This is a genomic window from Enterobacter sp. 302C9 (assembly GCF_034106085.1).
Classification (GTDB): domain Bacteria; phylum Pseudomonadota; class Gammaproteobacteria; order Enterobacterales; family Enterobacteriaceae; genus Enterobacter; species Enterobacter asburiae_B.
Genome location: NZ_JAWNBW010000004.1, coordinates 287,843 through 314,538, shown reverse-complemented (window position 1 = coordinate 314,538; position 26,696 = coordinate 287,843). Strand labels below are relative to the sequence as shown.

25 protein-coding genes are annotated in these 26,696 nt (G+C 59.5%); 7 read left to right on the top strand and 18 right to left on the bottom strand.

The features are described 5' to 3' along the window. Nucleotides 1-32 precede the first annotated feature (32 nt). Together nrdB and yfaE are read left to right on the top strand one after the other, a co-directional pair. A complete protein-coding gene (nrdB, locus tag UR289_RS11325) occupies nucleotides 33-1,163 on the top strand; it encodes a class Ia ribonucleoside-diphosphate reductase subunit beta (RefSeq protein ID WP_023312514.1) in 1,131 nt (376 codons plus the stop codon). Next, nucleotides 1,163-1,417: a class I ribonucleotide reductase maintenance protein YfaE gene (gene yfaE, locus UR289_RS11320; RefSeq protein ID WP_023294104.1), complete on the top strand. Its 255-nt coding sequence runs from the start codon at nucleotides 1,163-1,165 to the stop codon at nucleotides 1,415-1,417. The genes nrdB and yfaE overlap by 1 nt, the downstream gene beginning before the upstream one ends. Before the next feature lie 105 nt (nucleotides 1,418-1,522). Here the strand turns inward: yfaE and glpQ are convergent, their stop codons facing one another. Both glpQ and glpT read right to left on the bottom strand, forming a co-directional pair. Further along, nucleotides 1,523-2,581 carry a glycerophosphodiester phosphodiesterase gene (gene glpQ, locus UR289_RS11315; RefSeq protein ID WP_033146064.1) on the bottom strand — a complete coding sequence of 353 codons (1,059 nt, stop codon included), beginning with the start codon at nucleotides 2,579-2,581 and terminating at the stop codon, nucleotides 1,523-1,525. 11 nt (nucleotides 2,582-2,592) lie between these two features. Next, complete coding sequence (gene glpT / locus UR289_RS11310) at nucleotides 2,593-3,945, bottom strand: glycerol-3-phosphate transporter (protein WP_045888627.1); 1,353 nt, start codon at nucleotides 3,943-3,945, stop codon at nucleotides 2,593-2,595. Between the two features lie 252 nt (nucleotides 3,946-4,197). Here glpT and glpA point away from each other — a divergent pair, with 252 nt between their 5' ends. The 3 genes from glpA to glpC are packed head-to-tail and all read left to right on the top strand — an operon-like array spanning nucleotide 4,198 to nucleotide 8,220. Next, the gene (gene glpA / locus UR289_RS11305) at nucleotides 4,198-5,826 is read left to right on the top strand and encodes an anaerobic glycerol-3-phosphate dehydrogenase subunit A (protein WP_167818407.1); all 1,629 of its coding nucleotides are present in this window, start codon (nucleotides 4,198-4,200) and stop codon (nucleotides 5,824-5,826) included. Beyond that, on the top strand, nucleotides 5,816-7,033 hold the full coding sequence (gene glpB / locus UR289_RS11300; RefSeq protein WP_143346673.1) for a glycerol-3-phosphate dehydrogenase subunit GlpB: 1,218 nt from the start codon (nucleotides 5,816-5,818) through the stop codon (nucleotides 7,031-7,033). Before glpA ends, glpB begins: the two co-directional genes overlap by 11 nt. Next, nucleotides 7,030-8,220: an anaerobic glycerol-3-phosphate dehydrogenase subunit GlpC gene (gene glpC / locus UR289_RS11295; protein WP_096150800.1), complete on the top strand. Its 1,191-nt coding sequence runs from the start codon at nucleotides 7,030-7,032 to the stop codon at nucleotides 8,218-8,220. Before glpB ends, glpC begins: the two co-directional genes overlap by 4 nt. A 33-nt stretch (nucleotides 8,221-8,253) precedes the next feature. On the opposite strand, the gene UR289_RS11290 is transcribed toward glpC, so the two are convergent. The 10 genes from UR289_RS11290 to UR289_RS11245 all read right to left on the bottom strand — a co-directional run bounded on the left by UR289_RS11290 (nucleotide 8,254) and on the right by UR289_RS11245 (nucleotide 18,122). Continuing rightward, nucleotides 8,254-9,453, bottom strand: a complete 1,200-nt coding sequence (locus UR289_RS11290; protein ID WP_320710124.1) for a nicotinamide mononucleotide deamidase-related protein YfaY — start codon at nucleotides 9,451-9,453, stop codon at nucleotides 8,254-8,256. Between the two features lie 93 nt (nucleotides 9,454-9,546). Further along, on the bottom strand, nucleotides 9,547-10,086 hold the full coding sequence (locus tag UR289_RS11285) for a YfaZ family outer membrane protein (RefSeq protein ID WP_167818405.1): 540 nt from the start codon (nucleotides 10,084-10,086) through the stop codon (nucleotides 9,547-9,549). A gap of 124 nt (nucleotides 10,087-10,210) precedes the next feature. Then, nucleotides 10,211-11,572 carry an o-succinylbenzoate--CoA ligase gene (gene menE / locus UR289_RS11280; protein ID WP_320710122.1) on the bottom strand — a complete coding sequence of 454 codons (1,362 nt, stop codon included), beginning with the start codon at nucleotides 11,570-11,572 and terminating at the stop codon, nucleotides 10,211-10,213. Continuing rightward, complete coding sequence (gene menC, locus UR289_RS11275) at nucleotides 11,569-12,534, bottom strand: o-succinylbenzoate synthase (RefSeq protein WP_320710120.1); 966 nt, start codon at nucleotides 12,532-12,534, stop codon at nucleotides 11,569-11,571. Before menC ends, menE begins: the two co-directional genes overlap by 4 nt. Beyond that, a complete protein-coding gene (menB, locus tag UR289_RS11270) occupies nucleotides 12,534-13,391 on the bottom strand; it encodes a 1,4-dihydroxy-2-naphthoyl-CoA synthase (protein WP_023312524.1) in 858 nt (285 codons plus the stop codon). Before menB ends, menC begins: the two co-directional genes overlap by 1 nt. Continuing rightward, nucleotides 13,388-14,164, bottom strand: a complete 777-nt coding sequence (gene menH / locus UR289_RS11265) for a 2-succinyl-6-hydroxy-2,4-cyclohexadiene-1-carboxylate synthase (protein ID WP_320710117.1) — start codon at nucleotides 14,162-14,164, stop codon at nucleotides 13,388-13,390. Before menH ends, menB begins: the two co-directional genes overlap by 4 nt. After that, nucleotides 14,161-15,831 (bottom strand): 2-succinyl-5-enolpyruvyl-6-hydroxy-3-cyclohexene-1-carboxylic-acid synthase, encoded by a 1,671-nt coding sequence (gene menD / locus UR289_RS11260; protein WP_048975386.1) that lies wholly within the window; start codon nucleotides 15,829-15,831, stop codon nucleotides 14,161-14,163. Before menD ends, menH begins: the two co-directional genes overlap by 4 nt. A gap of 88 nt (nucleotides 15,832-15,919) precedes the next feature. After that, nucleotides 15,920-17,215: an isochorismate synthase MenF gene (gene menF / locus UR289_RS11255; RefSeq protein ID WP_167818402.1), complete on the bottom strand. Its 1,296-nt coding sequence runs from the start codon at nucleotides 17,213-17,215 to the stop codon at nucleotides 15,920-15,922. Between the two features lie 86 nt (nucleotides 17,216-17,301). Continuing rightward, complete coding sequence (gene elaB / locus UR289_RS11250; protein ID WP_008500219.1) at nucleotides 17,302-17,607, bottom strand: stress response protein ElaB; 306 nt, start codon at nucleotides 17,605-17,607, stop codon at nucleotides 17,302-17,304. A gap of 53 nt (nucleotides 17,608-17,660) precedes the next feature. Next, nucleotides 17,661-18,122: a GNAT family N-acetyltransferase gene (locus tag UR289_RS11245; protein WP_033146075.1), complete on the bottom strand. Its 462-nt coding sequence runs from the start codon at nucleotides 18,120-18,122 to the stop codon at nucleotides 17,661-17,663. Between the two features lie 71 nt (nucleotides 18,123-18,193). Between UR289_RS11245 and rbn the strand changes: the two genes are divergently transcribed. After that, nucleotides 18,194-19,111: a ribonuclease BN gene (rbn, locus tag UR289_RS11240; RefSeq protein WP_069303115.1), complete on the top strand. Its 918-nt coding sequence runs from the start codon at nucleotides 18,194-18,196 to the stop codon at nucleotides 19,109-19,111. Nucleotides 19,112-19,175: 64 nt separating this feature from the next. Beyond that, nucleotides 19,176-20,180: a chemotaxis protein gene (locus UR289_RS11235; protein WP_033146077.1), complete on the top strand. Its 1,005-nt coding sequence runs from the start codon at nucleotides 19,176-19,178 to the stop codon at nucleotides 20,178-20,180. Between the two features lie 198 nt (nucleotides 20,181-20,378). On the opposite strand, the gene nuoN is transcribed toward UR289_RS11235, so the two are convergent. The 6 genes from nuoN to nuoI all read right to left on the bottom strand — a co-directional run bounded on the left by nuoN (nucleotide 20,379) and on the right by nuoI (nucleotide 26,693). Then, nucleotides 20,379-21,836 carry an NADH-quinone oxidoreductase subunit NuoN gene (gene nuoN / locus UR289_RS11230; protein WP_029740937.1) on the bottom strand — a complete coding sequence of 486 codons (1,458 nt, stop codon included), beginning with the start codon at nucleotides 21,834-21,836 and terminating at the stop codon, nucleotides 20,379-20,381. Nucleotides 21,837-21,842: 6 nt separating this feature from the next. Next, a complete protein-coding gene (gene nuoM, locus UR289_RS11225; protein ID WP_210867448.1) occupies nucleotides 21,843-23,372 on the bottom strand; it encodes an NADH-quinone oxidoreductase subunit M in 1,530 nt (509 codons plus the stop codon). Between the two features lie 76 nt (nucleotides 23,373-23,448). Then, nucleotides 23,449-25,290, bottom strand: coding sequence for an NADH-quinone oxidoreductase subunit L (gene nuoL, locus UR289_RS11220; protein WP_014884634.1), 1,842 nt, complete (start codon nucleotides 25,288-25,290; stop codon nucleotides 23,449-23,451). Then, nucleotides 25,287-25,589 carry an NADH-quinone oxidoreductase subunit NuoK gene (gene nuoK, locus UR289_RS11215; RefSeq protein ID WP_003861496.1) on the bottom strand — a complete coding sequence of 101 codons (303 nt, stop codon included), beginning with the start codon at nucleotides 25,587-25,589 and terminating at the stop codon, nucleotides 25,287-25,289. Before nuoK ends, nuoL begins: the two co-directional genes overlap by 4 nt. Further along, nucleotides 25,586-26,140: an NADH-quinone oxidoreductase subunit J gene (gene nuoJ / locus UR289_RS11210; protein WP_008500212.1), complete on the bottom strand. Its 555-nt coding sequence runs from the start codon at nucleotides 26,138-26,140 to the stop codon at nucleotides 25,586-25,588. Before nuoJ ends, nuoK begins: the two co-directional genes overlap by 4 nt. A 10-nt stretch (nucleotides 26,141-26,150) precedes the next feature. Next, on the bottom strand, nucleotides 26,151-26,693 hold the full coding sequence (nuoI, locus tag UR289_RS11205) for an NADH-quinone oxidoreductase subunit NuoI (RefSeq protein WP_003861491.1): 543 nt from the start codon (nucleotides 26,691-26,693) through the stop codon (nucleotides 26,151-26,153). Nucleotides 26,694-26,696 lie beyond the last annotated feature (3 nt).

Sequence of the window (26,696 nt, the reverse complement as noted above, 5' to 3'; positions counted from 1 at the left end):
CCCGCCTTTATTTCGTAAGACAGGACACACTCATGGCATATACCACCTTTTCACAGACGAAAAACGACCAGCTCAAAGAGCCGATGTTCTTCGGCCAGCCGGTCAACGTGGCACGCTACGATCAGCAAAAATATGACATCTTCGAAAAGCTGATTGAAAAGCAACTCTCCTTCTTCTGGCGCCCGGAAGAAGTGGACGTCTCCCGCGACCGTATTGACTACCAGTCGCTGCCGGATCACGAAAAACATATCTTCATCAGCAACCTGAAGTACCAGACGCTGCTGGACTCCATTCAGGGTCGAAGCCCGAACGTGGCGCTGCTGCCGCTGATCTCCATTCCGGAGCTGGAAACCTGGGTGGAAACCTGGGCGTTCTCCGAGACGATCCACTCCCGCTCTTACACCCACATCATCCGCAACATCGTGAACGATCCGGCGGTGGTGTTTGACGATATCGTCACCAACGAGCAGATCCAGAAGCGCGCGGAAGGCATTGCCCATTACTACGACGAGCTGATCGAGATGACCAGCTATTGGCATTTGCTGGGCGAAGGTACGCACAACGTGAACGGTAAAACCATCACCGTTAACCTGCGCGCGCTGAAAAAACAGCTGTACCTGTGCCTGATGAGCGTCAACGCGCTGGAAGCGATCCGCTTCTACGTGAGCTTCGCCTGCTCCTTCGCCTTTGCCGAGCGCAAGCTGATGGAAGGCAACGCCAAAATCATTCGTCTGATCGCCCGCGATGAAGCCCTGCACCTGACCGGTACCCAGCACATGCTGAACCTGCTGCGCAGCGGTACGGACGATCCGGAGATGGCGGAAATTGCCGAAGAGTGCAAGCAGGAGTGCTACGACCTGTTCGTGCTGGCGGCTCAGCAGGAGAAAGAGTGGGCAGACTACCTGTTCCGCGACGGCTCCATGATTGGCCTGAACAAAGACATCCTGTGCCAGTACGTTGAGTACATCACCAACATCCGCATGCAGGCTGTCGGTCTTGACCTGCCGTTCCAGACGCGCTCTAACCCAATCCCGTGGATCAACACCTGGCTGGTGTCCGATAACGTGCAGGTTGCGCCGCAGGAAGTGGAAGTCAGCTCTTATCTGGTCGGTCAGATTGATTCTGAAGTCAACACCGACGACCTGAGCAACTTCCAGCTCTGATGTCACGCGTCACGCTACGTCTTTCCGGCACTGAGGTACTGTGTCGGGAGGAGCACCCTTCTCTGCTGGTGGCGCTTGAGGCGCATCAGGTAGAAGTAGAGTACCAGTGTCGTTCCGGCTACTGCGGCTCCTGCCGCTGCCGTCTGGTCGCCGGCCAGGTGGACTGGCTGACCGAGCCACTGGCCTTTATCAACGAAGGGGAAATTTTGCCCTGCTGCTGCCGGGCAAAAGGCGATATAGAGATCGAGATGTGATGTTGTCCTTATCCCCTCTCCCGGTGGGAGAGGGTTAGGGTGAGGGTATCAGGCCGCAGAGCCTGATTGTCGGGTGGCGGCTTCGCCTTACCCGACCTGCCAAACCTACTTCCGGTGAATGAATTCGACCGCTTTATCCGGGAAATCCGTAAACAGTCCGTCCACGCCCGCCTGGTTATACAACACCTCATAAAGCTGATTCACGTCCGTGGCATACGGCGGCAGCTGGTCTGCACGCACGGTATACGGATGCACCTGCATCCTGCTGGCGTGCGCCTCTTTCACCATCGCCGTCAGCTTCACGTGGCCCGGCGCTGAGCCTTCCGCCACCAGCATGTGGTAATCCGGTCCGATGCCGTCGGCGTACTGCGCAATCTGCTTCATCGCGCCCGGCTTAAACATCCAGTCGTAGCTGTAGTTCACCCACCTGCCGTCCGGCTGCTTCTCCTGGGTTTCATTCCAGTCGGTATAGGCAATCAGCTGCACCAGATTGAGGTTCATCCCCATCTTCGGCTCCAGCTCGGTTTTGATGCGCTTCAGCTCGGCGGCGTCAAAACACTGCAGGTAAACTTTGTCCTTCTTGCTGGTGTAGCCGTACTGTTTCAGCACCTCCAGCGTCTTCGCGGCAATGTCTTTGCCTTCCTGATGGTGGAACCACGGCGCTTTGATCTCCGGGTAGATGCCGATATTTTTACCGGTTGAGTGGTTCAGCCCCTGAACAAACTCAATCTCTTCCTGGAAGGTATGGATCCGGAAGTCAGATTTGCCCATCGGGAAACGTCCCGGATAGACCTGCACCTTCTTGCCGTTTTCAATCTCAAAGCCTTCGGTAAACTTCAGGGAACGGATCTCCGCCAGCGTGAAATCAATGGCGTAGTAGCGACCATCTTTGCGCGCGCGGTCCGGGAAACGCTCCGCCACGTCCGTCACGCGGTCCAGATAGTGGTCATGCAGGACGACCAGCTGGTCGTCCTTGGTCATTACCAGATCCTGCTCCAGATAATCCGCGCCCTGGGCATAAGCCATCGCCTTCGCCGGGAGCGTATGCTCCGGCAGATAGCCGCTGGCGCCGCGGTGGGCAATAACGATTTTATCCGCCGCCAGCGCGGAGCCTGTCATCAGGCCCGCCAGCAGCAGGCCGGTTGTTACGTAAGACAATTTCATCGCAATGCTCCTTATTGACGACGCGCCAGCACTTCCGCGTGGTGACGTTTCTCACCGATCATGACCACAATGAGCAGCAATACCGCCAGCACGCTGCCGCCGATCATCACCATAAAGCCGCCGTCCCAGCCGAAGAAGTCAACGGTGTAGCCCACGATGGCGCTCGCCGCGACCGAACCGCCCAGGTAGCCGAACAGACCGGTAAAGCCTGCCGCCGTGCCTGCCGCTTTTTTCGGCGCCAGCTCCAGCGCGTGCAGACCGATCAGCATCACCGGACCGTAAATCAGGAAGCCGATGACGATCATGCAGGCCATGTCTACTGATGGGTTGCCCGGCGGGTTGAGCCAGTAAACAACGGTCGCGATGGTGACCAGGGTCATAAAGAACACGCCCGTCGCGCCGCGGTTGCCTTTAAACACCTTGTCCGACATCCAGCCGCAAAGCAGCGTGCCCGGGATCCCGGCATATTCATACAGGAAATAGGCCCAGGAGGACTTATCCAGCGCGAAGTGCTTCACCTCTTTCAGGTAGGTCGGGGACCAGTCCAGAATGCCGTAGCGCAACAGGTAAACGAACACGTTCGCCACCGCGATGTACCACAGCAGCTTGTTTGGCAGGACGTACTTCATGAAGATCTGTTTTGCGGTCAGCTCTTCTTCGTGCTCCTTGCTGTAATCATCCGGATAGTCGTTTTTGTACTCTTCAATCGGCGGCAGGCCGCAGGACTGAGGCGTATCGCGCATCAGCGCGAAAGCGATAATCGCCACGACAATGGCGCCAAAGGCAGGCATATAGAGCGCAGCGTGCCAGTCGTTGAACCAGGCCATCCCCAGCAGGAACAGCAGCGGCGGAATACCGCCACCCACGTTATGCGCGCAGTTCCACACCGACACGATGCCGCCGCGTTCCTTCTGCGACCACCAGTGCACCATGGTGCGTCCGCACGGCGGCCATCCCATCCCCTGGAACCAGCCGCAGAGGAACAGCAGCACGAACATGACGGCGATGCTGGAGGTTGCCCACGGCACAAAGCCCATGAACAGCATGACCGCGGCCGCCAGGATCAGACCGGCGGGCAGGAACACGCGCGGATTCGAGCGATCCGATACCGACCCCATGATGAATTTGGAAAAACCGTAGGCGATTGAGATCCCCGACAGCGCGAACCCCAGATCGCCGCGGGAGAAGCCCTGCTCCACCAGATACGGCATGGCGAGCGCGAAGTTTTTACGTACAAGGTAGTACGCCGCGTACCCGAAGAAGATCCCCAGGAAAATTTGCCAGCGCAGACGGCGGTATAGCGGATCAATTTCTGCCTCTGGCAGACGCGCCCTGTGCGGCGCAGGTTTGAAGATACTGAGCATAACAGCCTCCGTGGCCTTGAATTGAATGGGCAGGTGGCTCGCACCTGAATTCCAGAGGCGGGGATGTTAAGAAATCACGGTGATTGTTACTGTGAATCAACGCACAGATTGTTACAGAAATATGACAGAATGCGCAAAAAAGCGCATGAAATCACGCTCCAGTTTCGAATTTCGCGCGTTTATGTTCGAAATCAAACAAACCACACTATTGATATGGCTAAATGATAAAAAAACGAACATAGAGGGTAAACAATGACCATTCACGATCCTCGCTACAGCGATGTGATAATCATTGGCGGTGGCGCAACCGGCGCCGGGATCGCACGCGACTGCGCCCTTCGCGGCTTAAGCGTCACGCTGCTGGAGCGCCACGATATCGCCACGGGCGCAACCGGGCGTAACCATGGCCTGCTGCACAGCGGCGCGCGGTATGCGGTTACCGACGGTGAATCCGCACGCGAATGTATTGCTGAAAACCAGATCCTCAAGCGTATCGCCCGCCACTGCATTGAGCCGACCGACGGCCTCTTTATTACTCTTCCCGAAGATGACCTCGCCTTTCAGGACACCTTTATTACCGCCTGCACTGCGGCGGGCATTCAGGCTGAGGCCATGGACCCGGCGCTGGCGCGGCGGCTGGAACCGTCGGTTAACCCGGCGCTTATCGGCGCGGTGAAAGTGCCTGACGGCACCGTTGACCCCTTCCGCCTGACCGCCGCCAATATGCTGGACGCCCGCGAGCATGGCGCGCAAATCCTGACCGGGCACGAAGTGACCGGGCTTATCCGTGAAGGTCATCGTATCTGCGGCGTGCGGATCCTTGATACGCAATATAACGAACACAGCGAGCTGTATGCCGCCGTGGTGGTTAACGCGGCGGGGATCTGGGGGCAGCGCATCGCGGAATACGCGGACCTGTCGGTGCGCATGTTCCCGGCGAAAGGCTCGCTGCTGATCCTCGACCACCGTATCAATAACCACGTGATCAACCGCTGCCGCAAACCGTCCGACGCCGATATCCTCGTCCCGGGCGACACCATTTCGTTAATCGGTACCACCTCAACCCACGTCGACTACAGCGAGATTGACTACAACCGCGTGACCGCCGAAGAGGTCGACGTCCTGCTGCGCGAAGGGGAAAAACTGGCCCCGGTGATGGCGCAGACGCGTATTCTGCGCGCCTACGCGGGCGTGCGTCCGCTGGTCGCCAGCGACAACGACCCGAGCGGACGTAACGTCAGCCGGGGCATCGTGCTGCTCGATCACGCCGAGCGCGACGGCATGGACGGGTTTATCACCATCACCGGCGGCAAGCTGATGACCTACCGCCTGATGGCCGAGTGGACGACCGATGCCGTCTGCCGCAAGCTGGGCAATACCGAACGGTGCGTGACGGCAGAACAAGCCCTGCCCGGCTCGCGTCAGTCCACCGAAAAAACGCTGCAAAAAATTATCTCCCTGCCCGCGCCGCTGCGCGGATCCGCTATCTACCGCCACGGCGACAGAACGCCGCAGTGGCTCGGTGAAGGACGCCTGAGCCGCAGCCTGGTGTGCGAGTGTGAAGCCGTCACCGCCGGTGAGGTGCAGTACGCGGTGGAGAGCCTGACGGTCACAAGCCTGCTCGATCTTCGTCGCCGCACCCGCGTGGGAATGGGTACCTGTCAGGGCGAGCTGTGCGCCTGTCGTGCCGCCGGGCTGCTGCAGCGTTTTCACACCACTACCGCCACCCAGTCGCTCGATCAGCTCAGCGCGTTTTTAAACGAGCGCTGGAAAGGCATTCAGCCTGTCGCCTGGGGCGATGCCCTGCGCGAAAGCGAATTTACCCGCTGGGTCTACCAGGGGCTTTGCGGTCTTGAGAAGGAGCAACGCGATGAAATTTGATACCGTAATCGTCGGCGGCGGGCTGGCAGGCCTGCTCTGCGGCATCAAGCTCACGAAGCAGGGGCTGCGCTGCGCCATTATCACCCGGGGCCAGAGCGCCCTGCACTTCTCGTCGGGCTCGCTGGATCTGGTGGACGACGCGTACCGCGATAAGCTGCCGCCGGAGCACCCGTATCACCTGATTGGCGCCCAGCATATTGACCGCTTTGCGCTGGAAACCGAAGCGCTGCTGGCAGACTGCGGCGCGCGTCTGAAGGGAAGCGCCCGGCTCAATCACCAGCGCGTCACGCCGCTCGGCACCCTGCGCTCTGCCTGGCTCAGCCCGGAAGAAGTGCCCGTTGCTCCCTTCAACGCCGCGCGCGTGCGGGTCGTGGGCATTAGCGGCTTTCTGGATTTTCAGCCCCATCTCGCGGCGGCGTCGCTCTGTCGCCAGGGCGTCAATGCCGAAACGGCAGAGATAGAGCTGCCTGAGCTTGATGTCCTGCGCGACAACCCGAGCGAATTTCGCGCGGTGAATATCGCCCGTTTTCTGGATAACGAGGACAAATGGCCGCTGCTGTATGACGCACTCAGACCGCTCAGCGACAGCTGTGACGCCCTGCTGATGCCCGCCTGCTTTGGTTTACGCGACAACCGGCTCTGGCGCTGGCTCTCGGATCGTCTGCCCTGCTCGCTTGGCCTGCTGCCAACCCTGCCCCCTTCCGTCCCCGGCATTCGCCTGCATACCCAGCTCCAGCGCCAGTTTGTCGCGCAGGGCGGCGTGTGGATGGCGGGTGATGAGGTGAAAAAAATCACCCTGACCGACGGCGCGGTCAGCGAAATCTGGACGCGCAACCACGACGATATTCCGCTTCGCGCGCGCTTTACGGTTCTGGCAAGCGGCAGCTTCTTCAGCAACGGGCTGCTGAGCAGCCGGGAGGGCATCCGGGAAGCCATTATGGGGCTGGATGTTCGCCAGCGTGCCTCCCGTGCGGACTGGTATCAAAGTGATTTCTTCTCTCCGCAGCCCTGGCAGCAGTTCGGCGTGATTGTCGATAACCAGCTACATCCGCAACTTTCCGGTAAGCCCGTCAGTAATCTTTTTGCCATCGGCTCGCTGCTGGGCGGGTACGATCCCATTGCCCAGGGATGCGGTGGCGGGGTCTGCGCCGTCACGGCGCTGTATGTGGCAGAGCAGATTAGCCAGCGCACGGAGGCTGAACAATGAACGACACCCGTTTTGAAAGCTGCATTAAATGCACGGTGTGTACCACCGTCTGCCCGGTGAGCGGCGTGAACCCACGCTATCCCGGACCAAAGCAGGCCGGACCGGACGGCGAGCGTCTGCGCCTGAAGGACGGCAAGCTGTACGACGAGGCGCTGAAATACTGCATCAACTGCAAACGCTGCGAAGTCGCCTGCCCGTCGGACGTTAAAATCGGCGATATTATTCAGCGCGCCCGGGCGCGCTACAGCACGCAAAAGCCGACGCTGCGGGACGCTATTCTGAGCCATACCGATCTGATGGGCAGCGTCTCGACGCCGTTTGCCCCGCTGGTGAATGCCGCGACCTCCCTCAAACCGGTGCGTCAGCTGCTGGATGCCACGCTGAAGATAGACCATCACCGCAGCCTGCCGAAATATTCTCACGGCACCTTCCGCCGCTGGTACAAATCCGTCGCGGCGGAGCAGGCGCAGTACGCCGACCAGGTGGCTTTTTTCCACGGCTGCTATGTGAACTACAACCACCCGCAGCTGGGCAAAGATCTGCTGAAGGTGCTTAACGCCATGGGAACGGGCGTTCAGCTGCTGAACAAAGAGAAGTGCTGCGGCGTACCGCTGATCGCCAACGGGTTTACCGATAAAGCGCGCAGGCAGGCTCAGAGCAATGTCACGTCACTGCGCGAAGCGATTGTCGATAAAGGTATTCCGGTGCTGGCGACCTCGTCCACCTGTACCTTCACCCTGCGCGATGAGTACCCGCATCTGCTGGACGTGGATAATACCGGCCTGCGCGAGCACATCGAGCTGGCGACACGCTTCCTGTGGCGCAAGCTCGATAGCGGGCAGACGTTGCCGCTGGGGAAATTGCCCCTGAAAGTGGTGTATCACACGCCGTGTCATATGGAGAAAATGGGCTGGTCGCTCTATACGCTTGAGCTGCTGCGGTTAATTCCGGGCCTGGAGCTGACGGTGCTGGATTCGCGCTGCTGCGGGATTGCGGGAACCTACGGCTTTAAGCGTGAAAACTACGAAACGTCACAGGCGATTGGCGCCCCGCTGTTCCGCCAGATTGAAGAGAGCGGCGCGGATATCGTGGTAACGGACTGCGAAACCTGCAAGTGGCAGATTGAGATGTCCACCAGCAAGCGCTGCGAACATCCAGTCACCCTGCTGGCGAAGGCGCTGGGCTAAACAGTGCCGGGGCGAAAGGCCCCGGCACAGGTTTTACTCGATGAACAGCGACTCGACAACGTTAATCCAGCCGTGCTCGCTGGCAACCTCTTTGCCATTCAGCCAGCGGCGCAGCATGTTCAACGCCATCATGGCGCAAACCTCCTGACGCACCGTCAGGCTGTGGCGGGTAATGCTCATTTTTACCCGCAGGGCCCAGGTGCCTTCCGGCGTCGCCAGCGCGAAGTTAAGGTGTTCCTCGTCCAGCCCCCCGACAAACAGCGCCAGACCGGCAAAATGCTTCACCCTTCTCTCGGAAGCCCAGCGGGCGGTTTGCGCCAGGGTCTCCTGCTGGAACGGCACCACTTCGCTGGCCAGCAGCGGCGCGTTGACGCGCGACAGCTGCAGCGCCAGCAGGCCACCGGTGAACTGCTCGCTTAAGGTCACGCTCAGCTGACGCGACTGCAGATGCGTCGCAATCTGCGCGGGCAGCCCTTCCGTCCCTTCAAAGATCAGGCTTTCGCCCGCCACGCGCTGCACCTCGGGCCACAGGGCCAGCATCGCCTCTTTCTGTTCGGCCGGACCTGTCAGCTTGAGCTCAATGATCGGCATGGAGGAGCGGTAGCCCATGGAGACGCCCGGCGGCAGCGGGAGAGGGTCAAGGCTCTGGGCCAGATCGCTTTCCGAGCGGCCAAAGGTGGTCAGACGCAGACACAGCGGCGGTTCAGGCAGGGTAAAACGATCGCGAAGGCGCGGCAGGATCTGCTGCTCGACCATCACTTTAAATTCTGAGGGCACGCCCGGCGTGAAGAACATCAGGCAGCGGTTCAGCTGCATGGCAAACCCGCACGCGGTACCCACCGGGTTATCGACCAGCTCGGCGCTGGCGGGAATTTCAGCCTGTTTGCGGTTGCTGGGGGCCATGACGCGGCCACGTTCGGTGAAAAAGCGCTCCATCTGCGAAAGCCACGCCTCGTGCAGCACCAGCCCTTCGCCTTTTGCGGTCGCGGCGGCCAGCGCGCTGAGATCGTCACCGGTGGGGCCGAGTCCGCCATTCACAATCAGCACGTCACAGTGTTCGCTGCGCTCGCGCAGAATAGCGACCAGCGACTCAAGATTGTCGCCCACCGTATTGCGGCGCGTTAACGGTAATCCTTGCTCAAAGAAAAGATCGGCAAGCCAGGCAGCATTGGTATCAATAATTTGTCCATGCAGCACTTCGTCGCCGGTGGATAACATCTCCACGTTAATCATTATGTTCTCCCGCTTATTTGGTCAAAACACTATAGCGCAAACGCGGGGTGGAGAAGAGAGAAACTGGCGCGACAGAACGCCGCGCCGGAGTGATTAGAAGCCTGCGCTGATGCCCACGTACGGGCCGTCGGCCAGCGCGTTGTCGCGGTTGCCGTCTTTGCCGGCCAGGTTCAGATAGCGATAGCCCGCTTCGATGGTAATCGGACGCATGATGGTCCAGCGCGCGCCGGCGTTGGCCTCTTCATAGCTTTCGATACCGCTTGAGAGGGAGTCCGGCGAATAGTAGTACTCACCAAACAGGCCGAAGCTGTCGCCAATTTTCCACTGCAGGCCGCCGCCCACTGCCGCCGCGTACCCTTCGTCACCGTCATTTGGGTTGGTGTAGATACCTTTACCGCCGACGGTGGCCAGAAACGGGCCAAGAGGAACGTTCAGACCCAGGCCGAGGCTCGCCGCGTCGCCGTCGTCATCGTTATGCGTCCAGCCGCCGGTCATCGCCAGACCGGAAGTCTCGGTACCCATGCCAAAGCCCAGGTGGGTATAATCCTGACCCGCCGATCCGTTAATGCTGATGGCGTTAGCCGCCGCAGATACAACCATCAGGCCGAAGCCCACGAATGCCACTTTTTTCATTGTCGTGATCCCACACAATTATTATAAAGAAGTCCCAAAACCGCGAGATTTTAACCGGAGTCTTCCGGGGATCAAGCACTCTGCGTGCGGCAGGTCAGTAGATTGTAATTATTTGAAACGGCTATTATCCCTTCAGCGAGGCGTTCACCCACTGCTGCAACGCGCGGCGTGAGACTTTAATGCCGCCATTTTTGAGTTCGGTCGGCAACAGCAGCCAGCGGACGGGTTGTTCAAAACGCGCCACCTTATCCCTGACCCAGTCAGGTAAACAGGTGATATCCGTTCCCGGCTCGCACTCCACCACCGCCACCGGACGCTGTCCAAACTCGGCGTCGTCCAGCGGGACGATAAACACCTGGTTAATATGCGGATGGCGGGCGATAACGCGCTCAAGGCTTTCCGGCTGGATCCCTTCTCCGCCGCTAAAAAAGAGGTTGTCCATGCGGCCCAGGATCGTCAGGCGGCCGTCATGCCATTCCCCGCGATCGCGGGTAGCGAACCATCCCTGCGCGTTGGTCAGCGGAACCAATTCGCCGTCCCGCCAGTAGCCTGAGGCCATACTCTCTGCCCGGATCCAGACTTCACCGTCAACCACCTGCACCTCTCTGCCCGGCAGCGCATAGCCTACGTCCGGCTCGCCGTCCGCCGCTTTCGCGCAGACGGTAGAGGCAAACTCGGTCAGGCCGTAGCCGCAGAAGGTGCGAATCCCCTGCTCGCGCGCCTGCTGCGTCAATTCCACAGGGATGGCGGCACCGCCCAGCAGCACCGCTTTCAGTGCGACAGGCTGGTGGGCATTAAGCAGACGCCAGAGCTGGGTCGGCACCAGCGAAGCGTGCGTACAGCCGCGCAAAGCCTGCGCCAGCGGCTGTTTCTCGCGCACGGTTAACCGCGCGCCGGCCTGCAGCCAGCGCCATAAAATCCCCTGGCCGGAAACGTGAAACAGCGGCAGCGAAAGCAGCCAGTCGTCGTCTTCGCCGTAGGGCATCAGCGCCAGCACGCCGCGCGCGCTGGCGAGATGGGCGTCGCAGGTATGCACCGCTGCTTTCGGCAGCCCGGTAGAGCCGGAGGTCAGCGTCATGGACGCCAGCCGCGCCGGCTGCCACGCAACGCGATATTCCCCGGCGCGCTCGCGCATGCTCAGGGCAGGAAGACCATCACAGGTACCGTCCAGCGCCAGCGCAAAGCGCAGCGTCATCTGCGGGAGCAACACGTCCAGCAGCGGGCGAGGCAGCTGCGGATTGACGGGAAGAATGCGCGCCCCGCACTGGAGCAGCGCCAGCCACGCCAGCAGGGTTTGCGGATGATTATGGGCCAGCAGCAGCACGCCGTTGCCCTCCTCCACGCCCTGCAGGTGAAACTCTGCCGCAAGGCGGTCGACGCGGGCGCACAGCTGTTGCCAGCTGAGCACCTCGTCGTTCAGCCTGAGGGCCGGTTTATCAGCAAACTGCGCGCGCCAGTGCCGCCACGGCCAGTCGGTAAAACTCATAACAACGGCTCCAGCGCCGCGACGTTGAGGCACGGCAGCGCGCTGTCCGGCCACCTGCGGATAAGCTGAGCCTGCATCAGGTTCAGCGTATCGAGACCAGGGATCGTATCCGGCGTTAGCCAGGCGGCAATGCGCGCCAGCTGGGTCAGCCCAAGGCTGGACTCAATCGACGAGCTAATGACCGCCGTCAGCCCTGAGGTGTGCGCTGCCGCGACCTGCTCTCGCACCTTCGCCAGGCTGCCGGTCAGCGTTGGTTTAATCACCACCGCGCTGACGCCGGGCTCGGCGACAAATTCAAAATCGTCCTCGCGCAGGCTTTCATCCCAGGCGATGGCAATCCCCGTTTCGCGGGCGAACGCGCGCGAATCGTCGCGGGTTTTGCACGGTTCTTCGAGGAAGGCAATGCGGCTGCGGTACGCCGGGTTGACGTACTTTGCAAACTGCTGCGCCTTGAGCGGCGTCCAGGCGCGGTTAGCGTCAAGACGCAGATGAAGGTCGGGGATCGCCTCCAGCAGCAGGTTGGCGACCATGCCGTCGCGCACCGCTTCGTAAAGACCGACTTTAATTTTCGCCACTTTCTCGCCCGGCATGGCGGAGAGCAGCGCGAACAGCTCGTCAGGATCGCCCGTACAGAGCGGTGCCGCGCGGTAGTTAGCCTCTTCAGGCAGGCTGCCGTCGAGCTCCGCCAGCGCGCAGCTGATGCCAAAAGCCGCGGAAGGCACGTCCGGCAACGCCGGATCCGCGCCCTCACGCCACGCGTCTGCCCACGCCAGCAATACAGACTGCGCGTCATCCAGCGACTCCAGGCTAAAGCCCGGCAGCGGTGAAATCTCGCCCCAGCCTTCCCGCTCGTCCTGCTGCAGATGCACGAAGAAGCCGTCACGGGTTTTTAACCGCCGTTCACGCAGCACCACGCCCGCGTCCATCGGTATCTGCCAGCGGTAAACCTGCGCGCGACGCATTACGGGTTCCGTTTGTATTTGCTGAAGTCCGGCTGGCGTTTTTCGTTAAACGCGTTGCGCCCTTCCTGACCCTCTTCGGTCATGTAGAACAGCATGGTGGCATTGCCCGCCAGCTCCTGCAGACCCGCCTGACCGTCACAGTCGGCGTTGAGAGCGGCTTTGAGGCAGCGCAGCGCCATCGGGCTGTTTTGCAGCATTTCGCGGCACCAGCGAACGGTCTCTTTTTCGAGATCGGCAATCGGAACCACGGTATTCACCAGGCCCATATCCAGCGCTTCCTGAGCGTTGTACTGACGGCACAGGAACCAGATTTCACGGGCTTTTTTCTGCCCGACGATGCGCGCCATGTACGAGGCGCCCCAGCCGCCGTCGAAGGATCCCACTTTCGGACCGGTCTGGCCGAAGATGGCATTTTCTGCGGCGATGGTCAGATCGCACATCATGTGCAGCACGTGACCGCCGCCGATGGAGTAGCCCGCTACCATCGCCACTACCGGTTTCGGACAGGTGCGGATCTGACGCTGGAAATCGAGGACATTCAGGTGGTGGGTACCCGCATCGTCCTGGTATCCGCCGTAGTCGCCGCGCACTTTCTGATCGCCGCCGGAGCAGAACGCTTTATCGCCTTCGCCGGTCAGGACAATCACGCCGATGTTATCGTCGTAGCGCGCATCCGCCAGAGCCTGAATCATCTCTTTCACGGTCAGCGGACGGAAGGCGTTACGCACCTGCGGACGGTTGATGGTGATTTTGGCAATGCCGTCGGTGGATTTGTGGTAGCGAATGTCGGTGTAGCCTTCGGAGCAGTCCTGCCATTCAACCGGGGCGTAAAGCATGTTTTCATCAGGGTAGATCATAGAGTGTCCTTTATTCGATAACGCAGTATCTGAGCCAGACTCGCGATAACCGCATCGGGGTTTTCCCGGTGGGCGTTGTGTCCGGCGTCTGGAATGGCATGGCGAACGGCGCTCACTTCCGCGGCAAGGGCCGCGAACTTCTCATCCCGTTCGCCATAGAGATAGTCAAAAGAGAAATCGCGTGCGCTAAGCGCGGCACGCAAATCCGGCTGCACGGCCAGCGAGGTCGTCTCAAGCATCATCGCCAGCGTCGCGCCGTTGTTCTGGCTTCGCAGGGTAATAAGCGCATCGCGCTGGGCGTCCGTGAGGGAGGCGAACACGGGCTGTTGGTACCAGTCAGCGAACACCTTCTCCAGCGGTTCGGTGCGAAAACGCGTTGCCCAGCGGCGGTCGGACGCCAGCCGCGCACTTCGCGCATCGGCATCCTGCAGGCCCGGGTGTCCACCTTCAACAATCACCCCGAGCAGCCCCTTCGGCTGCTGGCAGGCATGGAACATCGCAATGCGGCCGCCGAGGGAGTACCCGATGAGCCAGAATTTAAGTATGTTGTAACTAAGAAGGGTTCGGGTGAGCAACGTGCTCATCTCGTCAAACCCCGTCACGCCCAGATTCCGGGATCCGCCGTGCCCCGGCAGATCCAGATACAGCCGGGGATAATCGCTGAGCCCTTCACCGACCCTCTGCCACTCGCGGCAGTCGCCGGAAAAACCGTGCAAAAAGACCAGCCAGGGATAGCCCGGTTTGCCAGCCTGCTGCATGCCAGAGAGGATCACAGCTGGCTCACCTGCGCCAGCAGGCTTTGCAGGGCCTGCGCACCGTCAGCCTCGTTCACCACCAGCTCAATCAGCGTCGCGCCCGGCTGTTTCCAGGCGCTGCTTAACGCCGCGTCCAGCTGTTCCCAGCTTTCCGGGCGATGGTATTTCAGGCTAAACATCGCCGCGGCGTGTTCGAACTGCACGTTCTGCGGCATCAGATAGAAGCGCTCGCGCTCGCTCTGCGGCGTTGGCAGCAGGGAGAAAATCTGCCCGCCGTTGTTGTTGACCACAATCAGCACAAACGGGGCTGACGCCTGACGCAGCAGCGCCAGCGCGTTGAGATCGTAGAGCGCGGAGAGATCGCCCACGATCGCCAGCGTCGATTTCGCGCTGGCGCGCTGCACGCCCGCCGCCGTGGAGATCAGCCCGTCGATGCCGCTGGCACCGCGGTTGCTGTACACCGGGTAGCCCGCGGGCAGCTTCGAGAAAGCGTCAATCAGCCGCACGACGAGGCTGTTGCCGACAAACAGCTGCCCCTGTTCAGGCAGGTACTGGCGAATGCGGTGCGCCAGCCCGGCTTCGCTAAACGCTTCGCAGTGCGCTTTGGTCAGTTCCCACGCCTGGCGCGAAAGGTCCGGTATAGCCACCGCCCAGGGCTTGCGTTTCTCAGCCGGATGAAGCGTCAGCCAGGCGTCGATACTGCTGACCAGACGACGGCCGCGGTGGTGCGCCGGGTCAAGCCGCCCTTCCAGCGAATCCACCAGCCAGTACTCTTCCGGCGTGCAGGTGGCCTGCCACTGCAGTAACCGTTTGCCGGTCAAACTCGATCCAAGCTGGACCACAATCTGCGCCTGCGCAAGCTCGGTGACCGCTTTCGCGTTACCCAGCCAGAGATCGGCGCACGGCAGCGGCTGACCGGTCTGCGAAAGCACGTCGCCAATCAGCGGCCAGCCAAGGGTTTGCGCCCATTCGGCAACCAACTTGCCTTCGGCGGCGCTCATGCGCCCGGCAATCACCACGCCGCGCTTCTGCCGCCAGAAGAACCAGTCGCGCTGCTTCGCGCTCTCAAGATGCGTCTGCTCGCGCAGCCACGGTTTTTCACTCTGCCACCAGTCGCCGAGGGACTGCTGCCAGTCAAGACCGGTGTCGTCCAGCTCGCCGTAGAGCGGCTCGGCAAACGGGCAGTTGATATGCAGCGCCCCGCTGCGCAACGTCTCCATGGCGTGATCGACAGTGGAGACCAGCCAGCTTGCCGGAATATCCTGGGTGGGACGCGGTAACGAAATCGTCTGCGAAGGATGCGAAGAAAAGAGCCCCGGCTGGCGAATGGCCTGATTGGCGCCGCAGTCGATAAGCTCAGGGGGACGATCGGCCGTCAGTAAGATCAGTCTTTCACCCGTTAACCCGGCTTCTATCAGGGCCGGGTAGAGGTTCGCCACGGCGGTACCGGAGGTGACGATCACCGCCACAGGTTCTTTGCTGACTTTCGCCAGACCCAGCGCCAGATGGCCGAGGCCGCGTTCATCAAAGTGGGTGTGGTGAATCAACGCCCGGTTTTCTGCGGCCGCTAGCGTCAGCGGCGTTGAGCGAGAACCCGGTGCAATACACACGTGCCTGACGCCATGGCGCGTCAGGGCTTCAAGGATCACCGCCGCCCAGCGTCGGTTAAAAGAACTTACTGACATGAGATTGTCCGGTATCAAGAATGCGACACAGTATAAATAATAGAAAAAATTGGAATTTTGATATGAATCGGGATTGCGCGAATCTGTATTAATCCCTTAGGAGCAGAGAGCGCAATCCGGCGGCTTTGTTTTCAATCTCCTGCCACTCCTGCTCCGGGTCAGACCCGCTGACAATACCGGCGCCGGCGTAGAGCCGCAGGGAGTCCTCCTGAACGCGCGCGGAGCGCAGCGCCACGCAGAACTCACTCTGTTCGGGGGATAAGTACCCGGCCGAACCGGCATACCACTCGCGGTTAAAGGGTTCAACCTTCTGGATGAACTCGCGCGCGGGCTGTCGGGGTAATCCGGCAACGGCCGCGGTCGGCTGTAACATGAGCAGACACTGCTCGTCGTCGGCCTGTTTGAGCTCGGTCCAGATACAGCGGCGCAAATGCTGCACCTTACGCAGGCGTACCACCTGGGGGGGCAGTACCTCAAGCGTCTGCGTAGAGTGCTGAAGACGCTGGCAGATATCTTCCACCACCAGCATATTTTCGCGCTGGTTTTTATCATCGTTCAGCAGCCACTCGCCGAGACGCTGCGCCTGGCTATCATCGGTATGGCTGGCGACGGTGCCAGCGAGCGCTTCCGTGCGCAGCAGCTTGCCGCGCCGCCGCCAGAGACGCTCGGGCGTAGAGCCGAGAAACGCGTTGCTGGCGTCGAATACCATGCAGAAATGATAGCAATGTAAATTCAGGGCGCGGCTGGCGGCCATCAGCGCGACAGGGTTAACACGCTGCGTGAACTGCAGATCGGTTGCCCTGGCGAGCACCACTTTTTCAAACTCACCGCGCGCGATGGTCTCCGTCGCCCTGCGGATAAGTTTCAGCCATTCGGCCTGCTGCGGCTGATGGGTTTCGTGCTCAACCTGCACGGAGAGCGGACGGATAGATTTGGCAGGACGAAGCCGCTGTAAAAAATCCTGCGCGACGCGGGCATCCTCCACAAGCGAGCGGTCGCTCCAGAGCTGCAGGCGCAGCGTGGCGTTGCCGGCGGTACGTCGCCATAGCAGTCGCGGTAAAAAGAGGCTCCCCTGTTCGGGATTAAAGGCGTTCAGGCCGCAGATGCGGGTATCTTGCGCCGCATTTTGCTCGCGCAAAAACTGCGAGGCTAATGCCAGAGAGGAAAATTGGTTGACCGCCCCCAGCGCGGCCAGCTCTTCATCGCCGTTACGCTGCTGCCAGTAAAACTGCGGATAACACTGCTGCTCGCCCAGCCAGGCGAGGGGATCGAAGGCGTCGTTTAACGGGAAAGAGACGTCGAAATGACGTATGCCGGGTGCTGCGGGTAACGCTTGCGATAGCTGGGTACGCAGTTGCTCCAGCGCGAGGAAAATCGAATTCACGCGAACCTCTCCCTGTTAAAACCTCGTATTATACGGGGTACTGACCATAAATAGCAGTACCCACGTATAGGGAGTGGTTAAGCGGCTTAACGACGGGCTAACAGCAGCCCCAGCACCAGCCCAACGGCAGCACCCACCCCAATACCCTGCCACGGTTTTTCATGCACGTAGTCATCGGCACGATACACCGCTTTTTTGGCACGGTAGTAGTAAGTATCTGACGCATGGCTGACGCGGTTTTTCACTTCATGCAGCGCCTGCTCGGCACGGGCTTTTAGCTCAATATATTTCTGATCGGCAGGGTCGCCGGAGGAACGTAACACCTCTTCCAGCGTTTCGCTCAACAAGGCCAGGTCGTCGTCGATACGGGTATCCCAGGATTGAAATGACATATTTTTCTCCATGTTAGTACACCAGTCCGCTAACTATAGCCAACGAGATGCCATTACGCCTGTTTCACTTCTCGCGCCATGCCGACGTGCGGAATGCCATCTTCATCGTATACCTCCGTCACTGGCGCAAAGCCAAAGTGCCCGTAAAAGGATTGAAGATGCGCCTGCGCGCCGAGGTATAACGCCTTGTCCGGCCACTGTTTCCGGCACGCCTCCAGCGTTTTTTCCATCAGCTGATAGCCCAGTTTTTCCCCTCGCGCTTTGCCGCTAATGATGACGCGGCCAATGACGACGGGCTCAAAATCGTCTTCGCTTTTCAGAATCCTCGCATACGCCACCAGCTCGTTATCCCGCCAGCCGAGGATATGGCGGTTCTCACCGACAAGGTCATCACCATCGATGTCCTGATACGGGCAGGTCTGTTCCACAACAAACACTTCACAGCGCAGCTTCAGCAGGGCGTAAAGTGAATGAACGGTGAGGTCGCTATGATGTAAATCTTGCCACTGGATCATGTCAGTCTCCTTCCTGGGGTTCATCACGTTATACTAAACCCCTCCCCGTTCGGCAAAGGGCTGATTGCGTTATGGAACTGATTTTTCTGGGTACGTCCGCTGGCGTGCCAACCCGCTCACGAAACGTGACGGCGATCCTGCTGGATCTTAAGCATCCCACCCGCGGCGGGCTGTGGCTGTTTGACTGCGGTGAAGGGACGCAGCATCAGCTGTTACACACCGCTTACCACCCCGGCAAGCTGGATAAAATTTTTATCACCCATCTGCATGGCGACCACCTGTTTGGCCTTCCCGGCCTTCTGTGCAGCCGCTCGATGGCCGGTAACGCCAACCCGCTGACGATTTACGGGCCAGCGGGTATTCGTGAATTTGTCGAAACTACGCTGCGCCTGAGCGGGTCATGGACAGATTATCCGCTGGAGGTCGTTGAGATTACCGAAGGCCTGGTTTTTGATGACGGGGATTATCGGGTTACCGCTCAACCGCTCAATCATCCTGTGGAGTGCTATGGCTACCGCATTGAGGCGCATGACAAACCCGGCGCGCTGGATGCCGCCGCTCTGATGGCCGACGGCGTAAAACCCGGGCCGCTGTTCCAGCGTCTGAAGCACGGAGAGACCGTCACGCTGGAGGACGGACGCGTCATTAACGGCCAGGATTATCTCGCCGCACCGCAGCCCGGCAAAAAACTGGCGATTTTTGGCGATACGGCCCCGTGCCCGGCGGCGCTCACGCTGGCCCAGGGCGTGGACGTCATGGTGCATGAAGCGACGCTTGAAACGGCGATGGAAGAGAAAGCCAACAGCCGGGGCCATAGCTCCACGCGTCAGGCGGCACAGCTTGCCCGCGACGCGGGCGTCGGGCGGCTCATCGTCACCCACGTCAGCTCGCGCTACGACGCGCGGGGCTGCGAAAAGCTGCTGGCAGAGTGTCACGCGCTGTTCCCGGAATGTGAGCTGGCCGAAGATTTCGCTCAGGTTAGCGTTTAGTCCTTCATTTTTCCCTCAGGATGCCGATAACGATTAAAAGGTCAGCATTTCTCTCGAGGGTAGAATGGATAATTTCCAGAAAGATATTGATGACAGGGCGAATCTGACCCTGTCGAACCGTTTTGAACTGTTGCTGTTCCGTCTTGGCACCTCTCTGAACGAAAATAAATCCGAGCTGTTTGGCATTAACGTCTTTAAGCTGCGTGAAATTGTGCCGATGCCGGAGTTCACAAAACCCGCCGGGATGAAGTCACCGCTGATGGGAATGGTGAATATTCGCGATCAGGTGATCCCGGTGATTGACCTGGCCGCCGTGGCGGGCTGTAAGCCCACCACCGGGCTGAACATCCTGCTGATCACAGAATATGCGCGCAGCGTGCAGGCGTTTGCCGTGGAATCGGTTGAGAACATCATGCGTCTGGACTGGAAGCAGGTGCATGCGGCGGAAACCGCTGTCAGCGGTCGCTACATCACCAGCATTGCGTGTCTTGACGAGAAGACCGATACCAACGATCTGGCGATGGTGCTGGACGTTGAGCAGATCCTGTATGACATCACCCCGGCCAATCACGATCTGCACGCCACGAACCTGAAGACCACCAAATTCCATATCAAACCGGGCGCTGTCGCCATCGTCGCGGAAGACTCCAAAGTGGCGCGCTCGATGCTGGAGAAAGGTCTGCAGGCCATGGAGATCCCGGCACAGCTGCATATCACCGGCAAAGACGCGTGGGAAAAAATCGGCGTGCTGGCGGCACAGGCCCAGGCTGAGGGGGTTCCCATCACCGATAAGATCGCTCTGGTGCTGACCGACCTCGAAATGCCGGAGATGGACGGTTTTACGCTGACGCGCAAAATCAAAACCGACCCGATATTGAAGGACATTCCGGTCGTGATCCACTCTTCCCTTTCCGGCAACGCCAACGAAGACCATATTCGCAAGGTGAAGGCGGACGGGTATGTGGCGAAGTTTGAGCTGAACGAACTGTCGTCGGTGATTGAGGAAGTGCTGGACCGCTCGATGAAGAAGATTGACGGGCCGTTGATTAGCAGGAAGCAGCTGGCTTAGTCGGGTGGCGCTACGCTTACCCGACCTACAAAACCCGTAGGCCCTGCAAGCGTAGCGCCGCTGGGCAAACCATAAAAAAACCCGCCGAGGCGGGTTTTTTCGTTACGTGCGGGCTGGTGCCCTCACCCCGTCCCTCTCCCACCGGGAGAGGGCGCAAACATTAAAAAAGGCAACTTTCGTTGCCTTTTTGCTTTCACCTTACATCAGCGGCATCGCTCGCTGCACGATATCAATCAGCGGCTGCGGATAGATACCGAAGATCAGCACCAGCAGTGCGGAGATAAGCACTACGATACCACCGGCGCTGTACTGCCAGTTGGTTGGGGCATCACGGTTGAGCTGCTGAGGCGCGCTCAGGTACAGGCTCACGGCAACACGCAGGTAGTAGTAGAGGCCAATCGCGGAGCCGATAACCACGCCCGCGGTCAGCCACCACAGGTGCGCCTGCACACCGACGGCCAGCACGTAGAACTTACCGATAAAGCCGAGCGTCATCGGGATACCTGCCAGAGAGAGCATCATCACGGTCATTACCGCGGACAGGATCGGACGGTGCCAGAACAGACCACGGTAGGAGAACAGTGAATCGGCATCCGGGCCACGGTACGGGCTGGACATCAGGCTCACCACGCCGAAGGCGCCGAGGCTGCTGAACAGGTAACCGGCCAGATACACGCCCACGGCTTCCATCGACATCTCACCGCTCTGCAGCGCAATCAGCGCCACCATCAGGTAGCCCAGATGAGAGATAGACGAGTAGCCCAGCAGACGCTTGATGTTGGTCTGGCTCAGCGCCATCAGGTTACCGAAGATGATGGAGACGAACGCGATAATGCCCAGCACCACGCGAACCGCTTCGCTGTCACCCACAGGCGCGTACAGGAACAGACGCATGACCACACCGAAGATAGCGATCTTGCTCGCCGTCGCCAGGAAGGTCGACACCGGAGCCGGAGCGCCCTGGTATACGTCTGGCGTCCACAGGTGGAACGGCACCAGAGAGAGTTTGAAGCCGAGGCCAACGATCATCATGCCCAGACCCGCCAGCAGCAGCGGCTCATGCAGCATGCCGTCACCGAGGCTCTTGCCGAGCGCCATGAAAGAGAGGTTACCGGACTGTGCGTACAGCAGCGCAATACCAAACAGCAGGAACGAGGACGCAGCAGCAGACAGAATGGTGTACTTGATGCTTGCTTCCAGGGAACGCTTCTGACGGAAGGCGTAACCAATCAGGCCGAACAGCGGCAGAGAGATCAGCTCAATACCGAGGAACAGCGCGGCCAGGTGGTTCGCATTCGCCAGCAGAATGCCGCCCAGCGCGGCAATCAGAACCAGCAGGTAAAACTCTTCTTTGTTGTCGTTGTAGCCTTCGAGCCACGGGTACGCAAAGGTACAGGTTGCCAGGCTCGCCAGCAGCACCAAACCGGTATACAGCATGGCGTAACCGTCAACGCGCATCAGCGGGGTGACGTCCATCGCCCCACCCTGGCCAACAAACCAGAGAGAGACTAACGCGGCGTTCAGGCCGATGACCGACAGCGTGGCATTCAGGAAGTGATTGCGTCGCCACGCAATGGAGAGCATCACAACCACCACCGTCAATCCGACGATCAGCAGCGGTAGCAGCGCGATCAGTTGTTGTGGAGTTATTGTCATGGCGAATTACGGCCTTGTAGTAGAAGCAGAATTAACAAACCACTGCTGGATGTTACCCATCGCGCTATGCGAGGTATCCAGAATCGGCTGCGGGAAGAAGCCCAGCAGCACCAGCAGTACGACCAGCAGCAGGATGATGAACAGCTCACGCAGCGACATCCCCGGCAGTTCTTGTGCAGCAATTTCGCTCTTCGCTTTACCGAAGTAAGCGCGGTGCAGCATCGCCAGCGAGTACACGGAAGCGAACACCAGACCAAAGGTGGAGATCACGGTAATCAACGGTACCACTTTGAAGCTGCCGAACAGAATCATAAATTCGCCGACGAAGTTACCGGTACCCGGCATCCCCAGGGTAGCCACCGCAAAGAACATGGACAGCGCTGGCAGCCATTTAATTTTGCTCCACAGGCCGCCCATCATGCGCATGTCGCGGGTATGCAGACGTTCGTACAGCTGACCGCACAGAATGAAGAGGCCGGCTGCGGACAGACCGTGCGCAATCATCTGGATCACCGCGCCCTGGTACGCCAGCTGGCTGCCGGTGTAGATAGCAATCAGCACGAAGCCCATGTGGGAAACGGATGTGTAGGCAATCAGACGCTTGATGTCGTACTGCGTGAAGGCCATCCAGGCACCGTAGAAGATACCGATCACACCCAGCCACATGGCAATCGGTGCGAACTCTGCGGAGGCATTCGGGAACAGCGGCAGTGCGAAACGCAGCAGACCGTAGGCCGCCGTTTTCAGCAAGATACCCGCCAGGTCAACGGAACCCGCCGTTGGTGCCTGAGAGTGCGCGTCTGGCAGCCAGCCGTGCAGCGGAACGACCGGCATTTTCACCGCGAACGCGATGAAGAAGCCCAGCATCAGCAGGTATTCAACGCCGTGGGACATTGGCGTTTTCAGCAGATCTTCGTAGTTGAAGGTCCAGGTTCCGGTCGCGTTGTGGTGAACAAACACCAGCGCCAGAATAGCAATCAACATCACCAGACCACTCGCCTGGGTATAGATGAAGAACTTGGTTGCCGCCGTGATACGCGTTTTACCGTCGGACGCCTTGTGGCCCCACAGCGCGATCAGGAAGTACATCGGCACCAGCATCATCTCCCAGAAGAAGAAGAACAGGAACATGTCGATGGCAAGGAACACGCCGATCACGCCGCCCAGGATCCACATCAGATTCAGGTGGAAGAAGCCCTGGTATTTTTCGATTTCTCGCCAGGAGCAAAGTACCGCCAGAACGCCGAGCAGACCAGTCAGCACCACCATCAGCAGCGACAGACCGTCAATCGCCAGGTGGATCGTAATGCCGAAACGCGGGATCCACGGCAGGATGAACTCAGACTGCCACTGCGGAATGCCTGCAGACTGGGTCAGTGAGTAACCGCCCTGCAACCACAGTTGCAGGCCAAGCGCGAGCGTCAATCCCATGGTGATCAGCGCGATCCAGCGCGGCATCTTCACGCCAAAGCGTTCAGTCTGCCAGCACAGGAAGCCGCCGATGAAGGGAATTAATATTAGCCAGGGTAGTAACATGGCGATTTACATTCCTTTTAAAGGCCCCCAGCAGGGGCCTGATTTTCAACGAATTCGAATAAAATTCACTTAACGATCAACGCAACACCATCAGCAGCGCCAGCACGACAACCGCACCGATGCTCATGGACGCCACATACCAGCGCAGGTAACCGTTCTCGCTGTACAGCAGGCCTTTACCTGCAAAGCGGGAAAGGATCGCCGGGATATTCATCAGGCTGTTCAGTGGGTCGCGCTTCAGCAGCCACGCAATGCCCAGGAACGGCTTAACGAAGATCATGTCGTACAGCCAGTCGAAGCCCCACGCGTTGTACCACCAGGTGCCCAGCAGACGGCCCGGCGCACTGTTGGCAACGGCAGTCACCAGCGTACGTTTGCCCAGCCACAGCCATGCTGCAATCAGGATGCCCGCGATAGCGACCACACCGGAGGTGATTTCAAGCGTCAGAACGCGACCGTGCTCAAGCTCGGTGGTGTCTGGCAGTACGCCCTGCAGCGGTGGCACAATCATCGCGCCAACGAAGGTGGACAGTACCAGCAGCACAATCAGCGGCAGGTGGTGGGTGATCCCCTTCCCTGCGTGAGCGTGAATTTGTTCTTTACCGTGGAATACGATGAAAATCATACGGAAGGTATACAGGGAGGTCATGAACGCACCGACCAGACCCGCAACCATCAGATTGATATGACCATTCGCCATGGCACCCGCAAGGATTTCGTCCTTACTGAAGAAGCCCGCGGTGATCAGCGGCAGTGCCGCCAGCGCCGCGCCGCCCACCAGGAAGCAGACATACACCAGCGGAATGGACTTACGCAGTCCGCCCATCTTGAAGATGTTCTGCTCGTGATGGCAGGCCAGGATCACGGAACCGGATGAGAGGAACAGCAGCGCTTTAAAGAACGCGTGCGTCATCAGGTGGAAAATGGCTGCGTCCCACGCCTGAACGCCCAGCGCCAGGAACATGTAACCAATCTGGCTCATTGTGGAATACGCGAGAACGCGTTTGATGTCGGTCTGCACCAGCGCGGCAAAGCCTGCCAGCACCAGCGTGACCGCACCGACGATACCCACCAGATGCAGAATTTCCGGGGTCATCAGGAACAGGCCATGGGTACGCGCAATCAGGTAGACACCGGCGGTTACCATGGTCGCGGCGTGGATCAGCGCGGAGACAGGGGTTGGACCCGCCATCGCGTCGGCCAGCCAGGTCTGCAACGGCAGCTGCGCGGATTTACCCACGGCGCCACCCAGCAGCATCAGCGTTGCCCACCACAGCATGTTGTTGCCTGCAGCGAAGTGAGCCGGCGCCAGTTCCACCATTTCGCGGAAGTTCAGCGTGCCCAGTTCGTTGTAAAGAATGAACAGCGCGAAAGCGAGGAAGACGTCACCCACGCGGGTCACGACGAACGCTTTCATGGCCGCTGCGCCATTCTTCGGATCGGTGTAGTAGAAACCGATCAGCAGGTAAGAACACAGACCTACGCCTTCCCAGCCCAGATACATCAGCAGCAGGTTATCGGCCAGCACCAGAACCACCATGCTGGCGATAAACAGGTTGGTGTAGGCGAAGAAGCGGGAGTACCCCTCTTCACCGCGCATATACCAGGAGGCGAACATGTGGATCAGGAAGCCCACGCCGGTGACCACGGAGAGCATGGTCAGCGAGAGGCCGTCCAGCACCAGGTTGAAGCCGATGTTGAAATCACCGACCGACATCCAGGTCCACAGCGGCACGCTGAAAGGCTGACGCCCGTTGTTAAAGAAGTCGATACCCGCATACGCCGTCACCAGCGCAGCCAGACCGATGGAGCCAATGCCCACGGTCGCAGACAGATTCTCAGACCAGCGGCCGCGAGAAAACGCCAGCAGCACGAAGCCAATCAGCGGAAAAATAATGGTTAAGGCAAGCATGTTCATCCACGCAACTCACTTACTGAATCGATGTTCAGGTTCTGGCGGCGACGATGGAGCTGCAGCAACAGCGCCAGGCCAATACTCGCTTCGGCAGCCGCAAGGCTGATGGCGAGAATGTACATCACCTGACCATCGGTCTGGCCCCAGTAGCTTCCTGCGACCACGAAGGCCAGCGCGGAGGCGTTAATCATGATTTCCAGACCGATCAGCATAAACAGCAGATTGCGGCGGATAACCAGACCGGTCAGACCCAGAACGAATAAAATCGCAGCGAGGATCAGTCCATGTGTTAAGGGGATCATGCGCGCTCCTCCGTTTTTCTTTTCGCGCGGTCGTCAGTGCGGTTGCTCAGCACCTCGCCAGCACGCTCTTCGCGGCCAACGTGGAAAGCAACAACCAGACCTGCCAGCAGCAGCATTGAGGCCAGTTCAACCGCCAGAACGTATGGGCCAAAGAGGGTAATACCGACCTCTTTAGCGCCAATCGGCGTGCCGTCGATGCCCTGATCGTTGACGCCCAGGATGGCGTAAACAATCACCACCAGCATGATGGCCGACAAAATTGCCGGGCCAATCCACACTTGCGGTTTTAACCACTGACGTTCCTGCTCAATCTCAGAGCCGCCCAGGTTCAGCATCATCACCACAAACACGAACAGCACCATGATGGCCCCGGCGTAGACGATGATTTCCAGCGCACCGGCGAAGTGCGCGCCCAGTGCGAAGAACACCCCGGAAATGGCCAGCAGCGAGATGATTAAGTACAGCAGCGCATGCACCGGATTGGTGTGCGTAATCACTCGCAGCGTAGCCAGGATGGCGATAAGGCCACAGATATAAAAAGCGAATTCCATTGCCCTCTCCTTACGGTAACAGGCTCTTGACGTCGATAGGCTTAGCTTCGTTCTCTGCTTCGCCCTTATCTTTGCCGTCGATTGCCATACCCGCCATCCGGTAGAAGTTATATTCCGGGTATTTGCCCGGACCGGAAATCAGCAGATCCTCTTTCTCGTACACCAGGTCCTGACGCTTGTACTCACCCAGCTCGAAGTCTGGAGTCAGCTGAATCGCCGTGGTTGGGCACGCTTCTTCACACAGACCGCAGAAAATGCAGCGTGAGAAGTTGATGCGGAAGAACTCAGGGTACCAGCGGCCGTCTACCGTCTCTGCTTTCTGCAGAGAGATACAGCCTACCGGACACGCTACCGCACACAGGTTACAGGCAACGCAGCGCTCGGAACCATCCGGGTCGCGCGTCAGCACGATACGGCCACGGTAGCGCGGCGGCAGATATACCGGCTCTTCCGGGTACATCCGGGTTTCGCGTTTGGCAAACGCGTGCAGGCCGATCATCCAGATACTGCGTACCTGGGTACCAAAGCCTACCAGTAATTCTTTTAAGGTCATGGT

Bases quoted from the DNA above. Each gene is read 5' to 3' on its own strand.
- rbn (WP_069303115.1), top strand. From the start codon at position 18,194: ATGGAACTGATTTTTCTGGGTACGTCCGCTGGCGTGCCAACCCGCTCA.
- menB (WP_023312524.1), bottom strand. From the start codon at position 13,391: ATGATCTACCCTGATGAAAACATGCTTTACGCCCCGGTTGAATGGCAG.
- nuoI (WP_003861491.1), bottom strand. From the start codon at position 26,693: ATGACCTTAAAAGAATTACTGGTAGGCTTTGGTACCCAGGTACGCAGT.
- nuoN (WP_029740937.1), bottom strand. From the start codon at position 21,836: ATGACAATAACTCCACAACAACTGATCGCGCTGCTACCGCTGCTGATC.
- menD (WP_048975386.1), bottom strand. From the start codon at position 15,831: ATGTCAGTAAGTTCTTTTAACCGACGCTGGGCGGCGGTGATCCTTGAA.
- glpT (WP_045888627.1), bottom strand. From the start codon at position 3,945: ATGCTCAGTATCTTCAAACCTGCGCCGCACAGGGCGCGTCTGCCAGAG.
- yfaE (WP_023294104.1), top strand. From the start codon at position 1,163: ATGTCACGCGTCACGCTACGTCTTTCCGGCACTGAGGTACTGTGTCGG.
- UR289_RS11290 (WP_320710124.1), bottom strand. From the start codon at position 9,453: ATGATTAACGTGGAGATGTTATCCACCGGCGACGAAGTGCTGCATGGA.
- nuoJ (WP_008500212.1), bottom strand. From the start codon at position 26,140: ATGGAATTCGCTTTTTATATCTGTGGCCTTATCGCCATCCTGGCTACG.
- nrdB (WP_023312514.1), top strand. From the start codon at position 33: ATGGCATATACCACCTTTTCACAGACGAAAAACGACCAGCTCAAAGAG.
- nuoK (WP_003861496.1), bottom strand. From the start codon at position 25,589: ATGATCCCCTTAACACATGGACTGATCCTCGCTGCGATTTTATTCGTT.
- UR289_RS11285 (WP_167818405.1), bottom strand. From the start codon at position 10,086: ATGAAAAAAGTGGCATTCGTGGGCTTCGGCCTGATGGTTGTATCTGCG.
- UR289_RS11235 (WP_033146077.1), top strand. From the start codon at position 19,176: ATGGATAATTTCCAGAAAGATATTGATGACAGGGCGAATCTGACCCTG.
- menE (WP_320710122.1), bottom strand. From the start codon at position 11,572: ATGAGTTTTACCGACTGGCCGTGGCGGCACTGGCGCGCGCAGTTTGCT.
- glpA (WP_167818407.1), top strand. From the start codon at position 4,198: ATGACCATTCACGATCCTCGCTACAGCGATGTGATAATCATTGGCGGT.
- nuoL (WP_014884634.1), bottom strand. From the start codon at position 25,290: ATGAACATGCTTGCCTTAACCATTATTTTTCCGCTGATTGGCTTCGTG.
- nuoM (WP_210867448.1), bottom strand. From the start codon at position 23,372: ATGTTACTACCCTGGCTAATATTAATTCCCTTCATCGGCGGCTTCCTG.
- glpQ (WP_033146064.1), bottom strand. From the start codon at position 2,581: ATGAAATTGTCTTACGTAACAACCGGCCTGCTGCTGGCGGGCCTGATG.
- menC (WP_320710120.1), bottom strand. From the start codon at position 12,534: ATGCGTCGCGCGCAGGTTTACCGCTGGCAGATACCGATGGACGCGGGC.
- UR289_RS11245 (WP_033146075.1), bottom strand. From the start codon at position 18,122: ATGATCCAGTGGCAAGATTTACATCATAGCGACCTCACCGTTCATTCA.
- glpB (WP_143346673.1), top strand. From the start codon at position 5,816: ATGAAATTTGATACCGTAATCGTCGGCGGCGGGCTGGCAGGCCTGCTC.
- elaB (WP_008500219.1), bottom strand. From the start codon at position 17,607: ATGTCATTTCAATCCTGGGATACCCGTATCGACGACGACCTGGCCTTG.
- glpC (WP_096150800.1), top strand. From the start codon at position 7,030: ATGAACGACACCCGTTTTGAAAGCTGCATTAAATGCACGGTGTGTACC.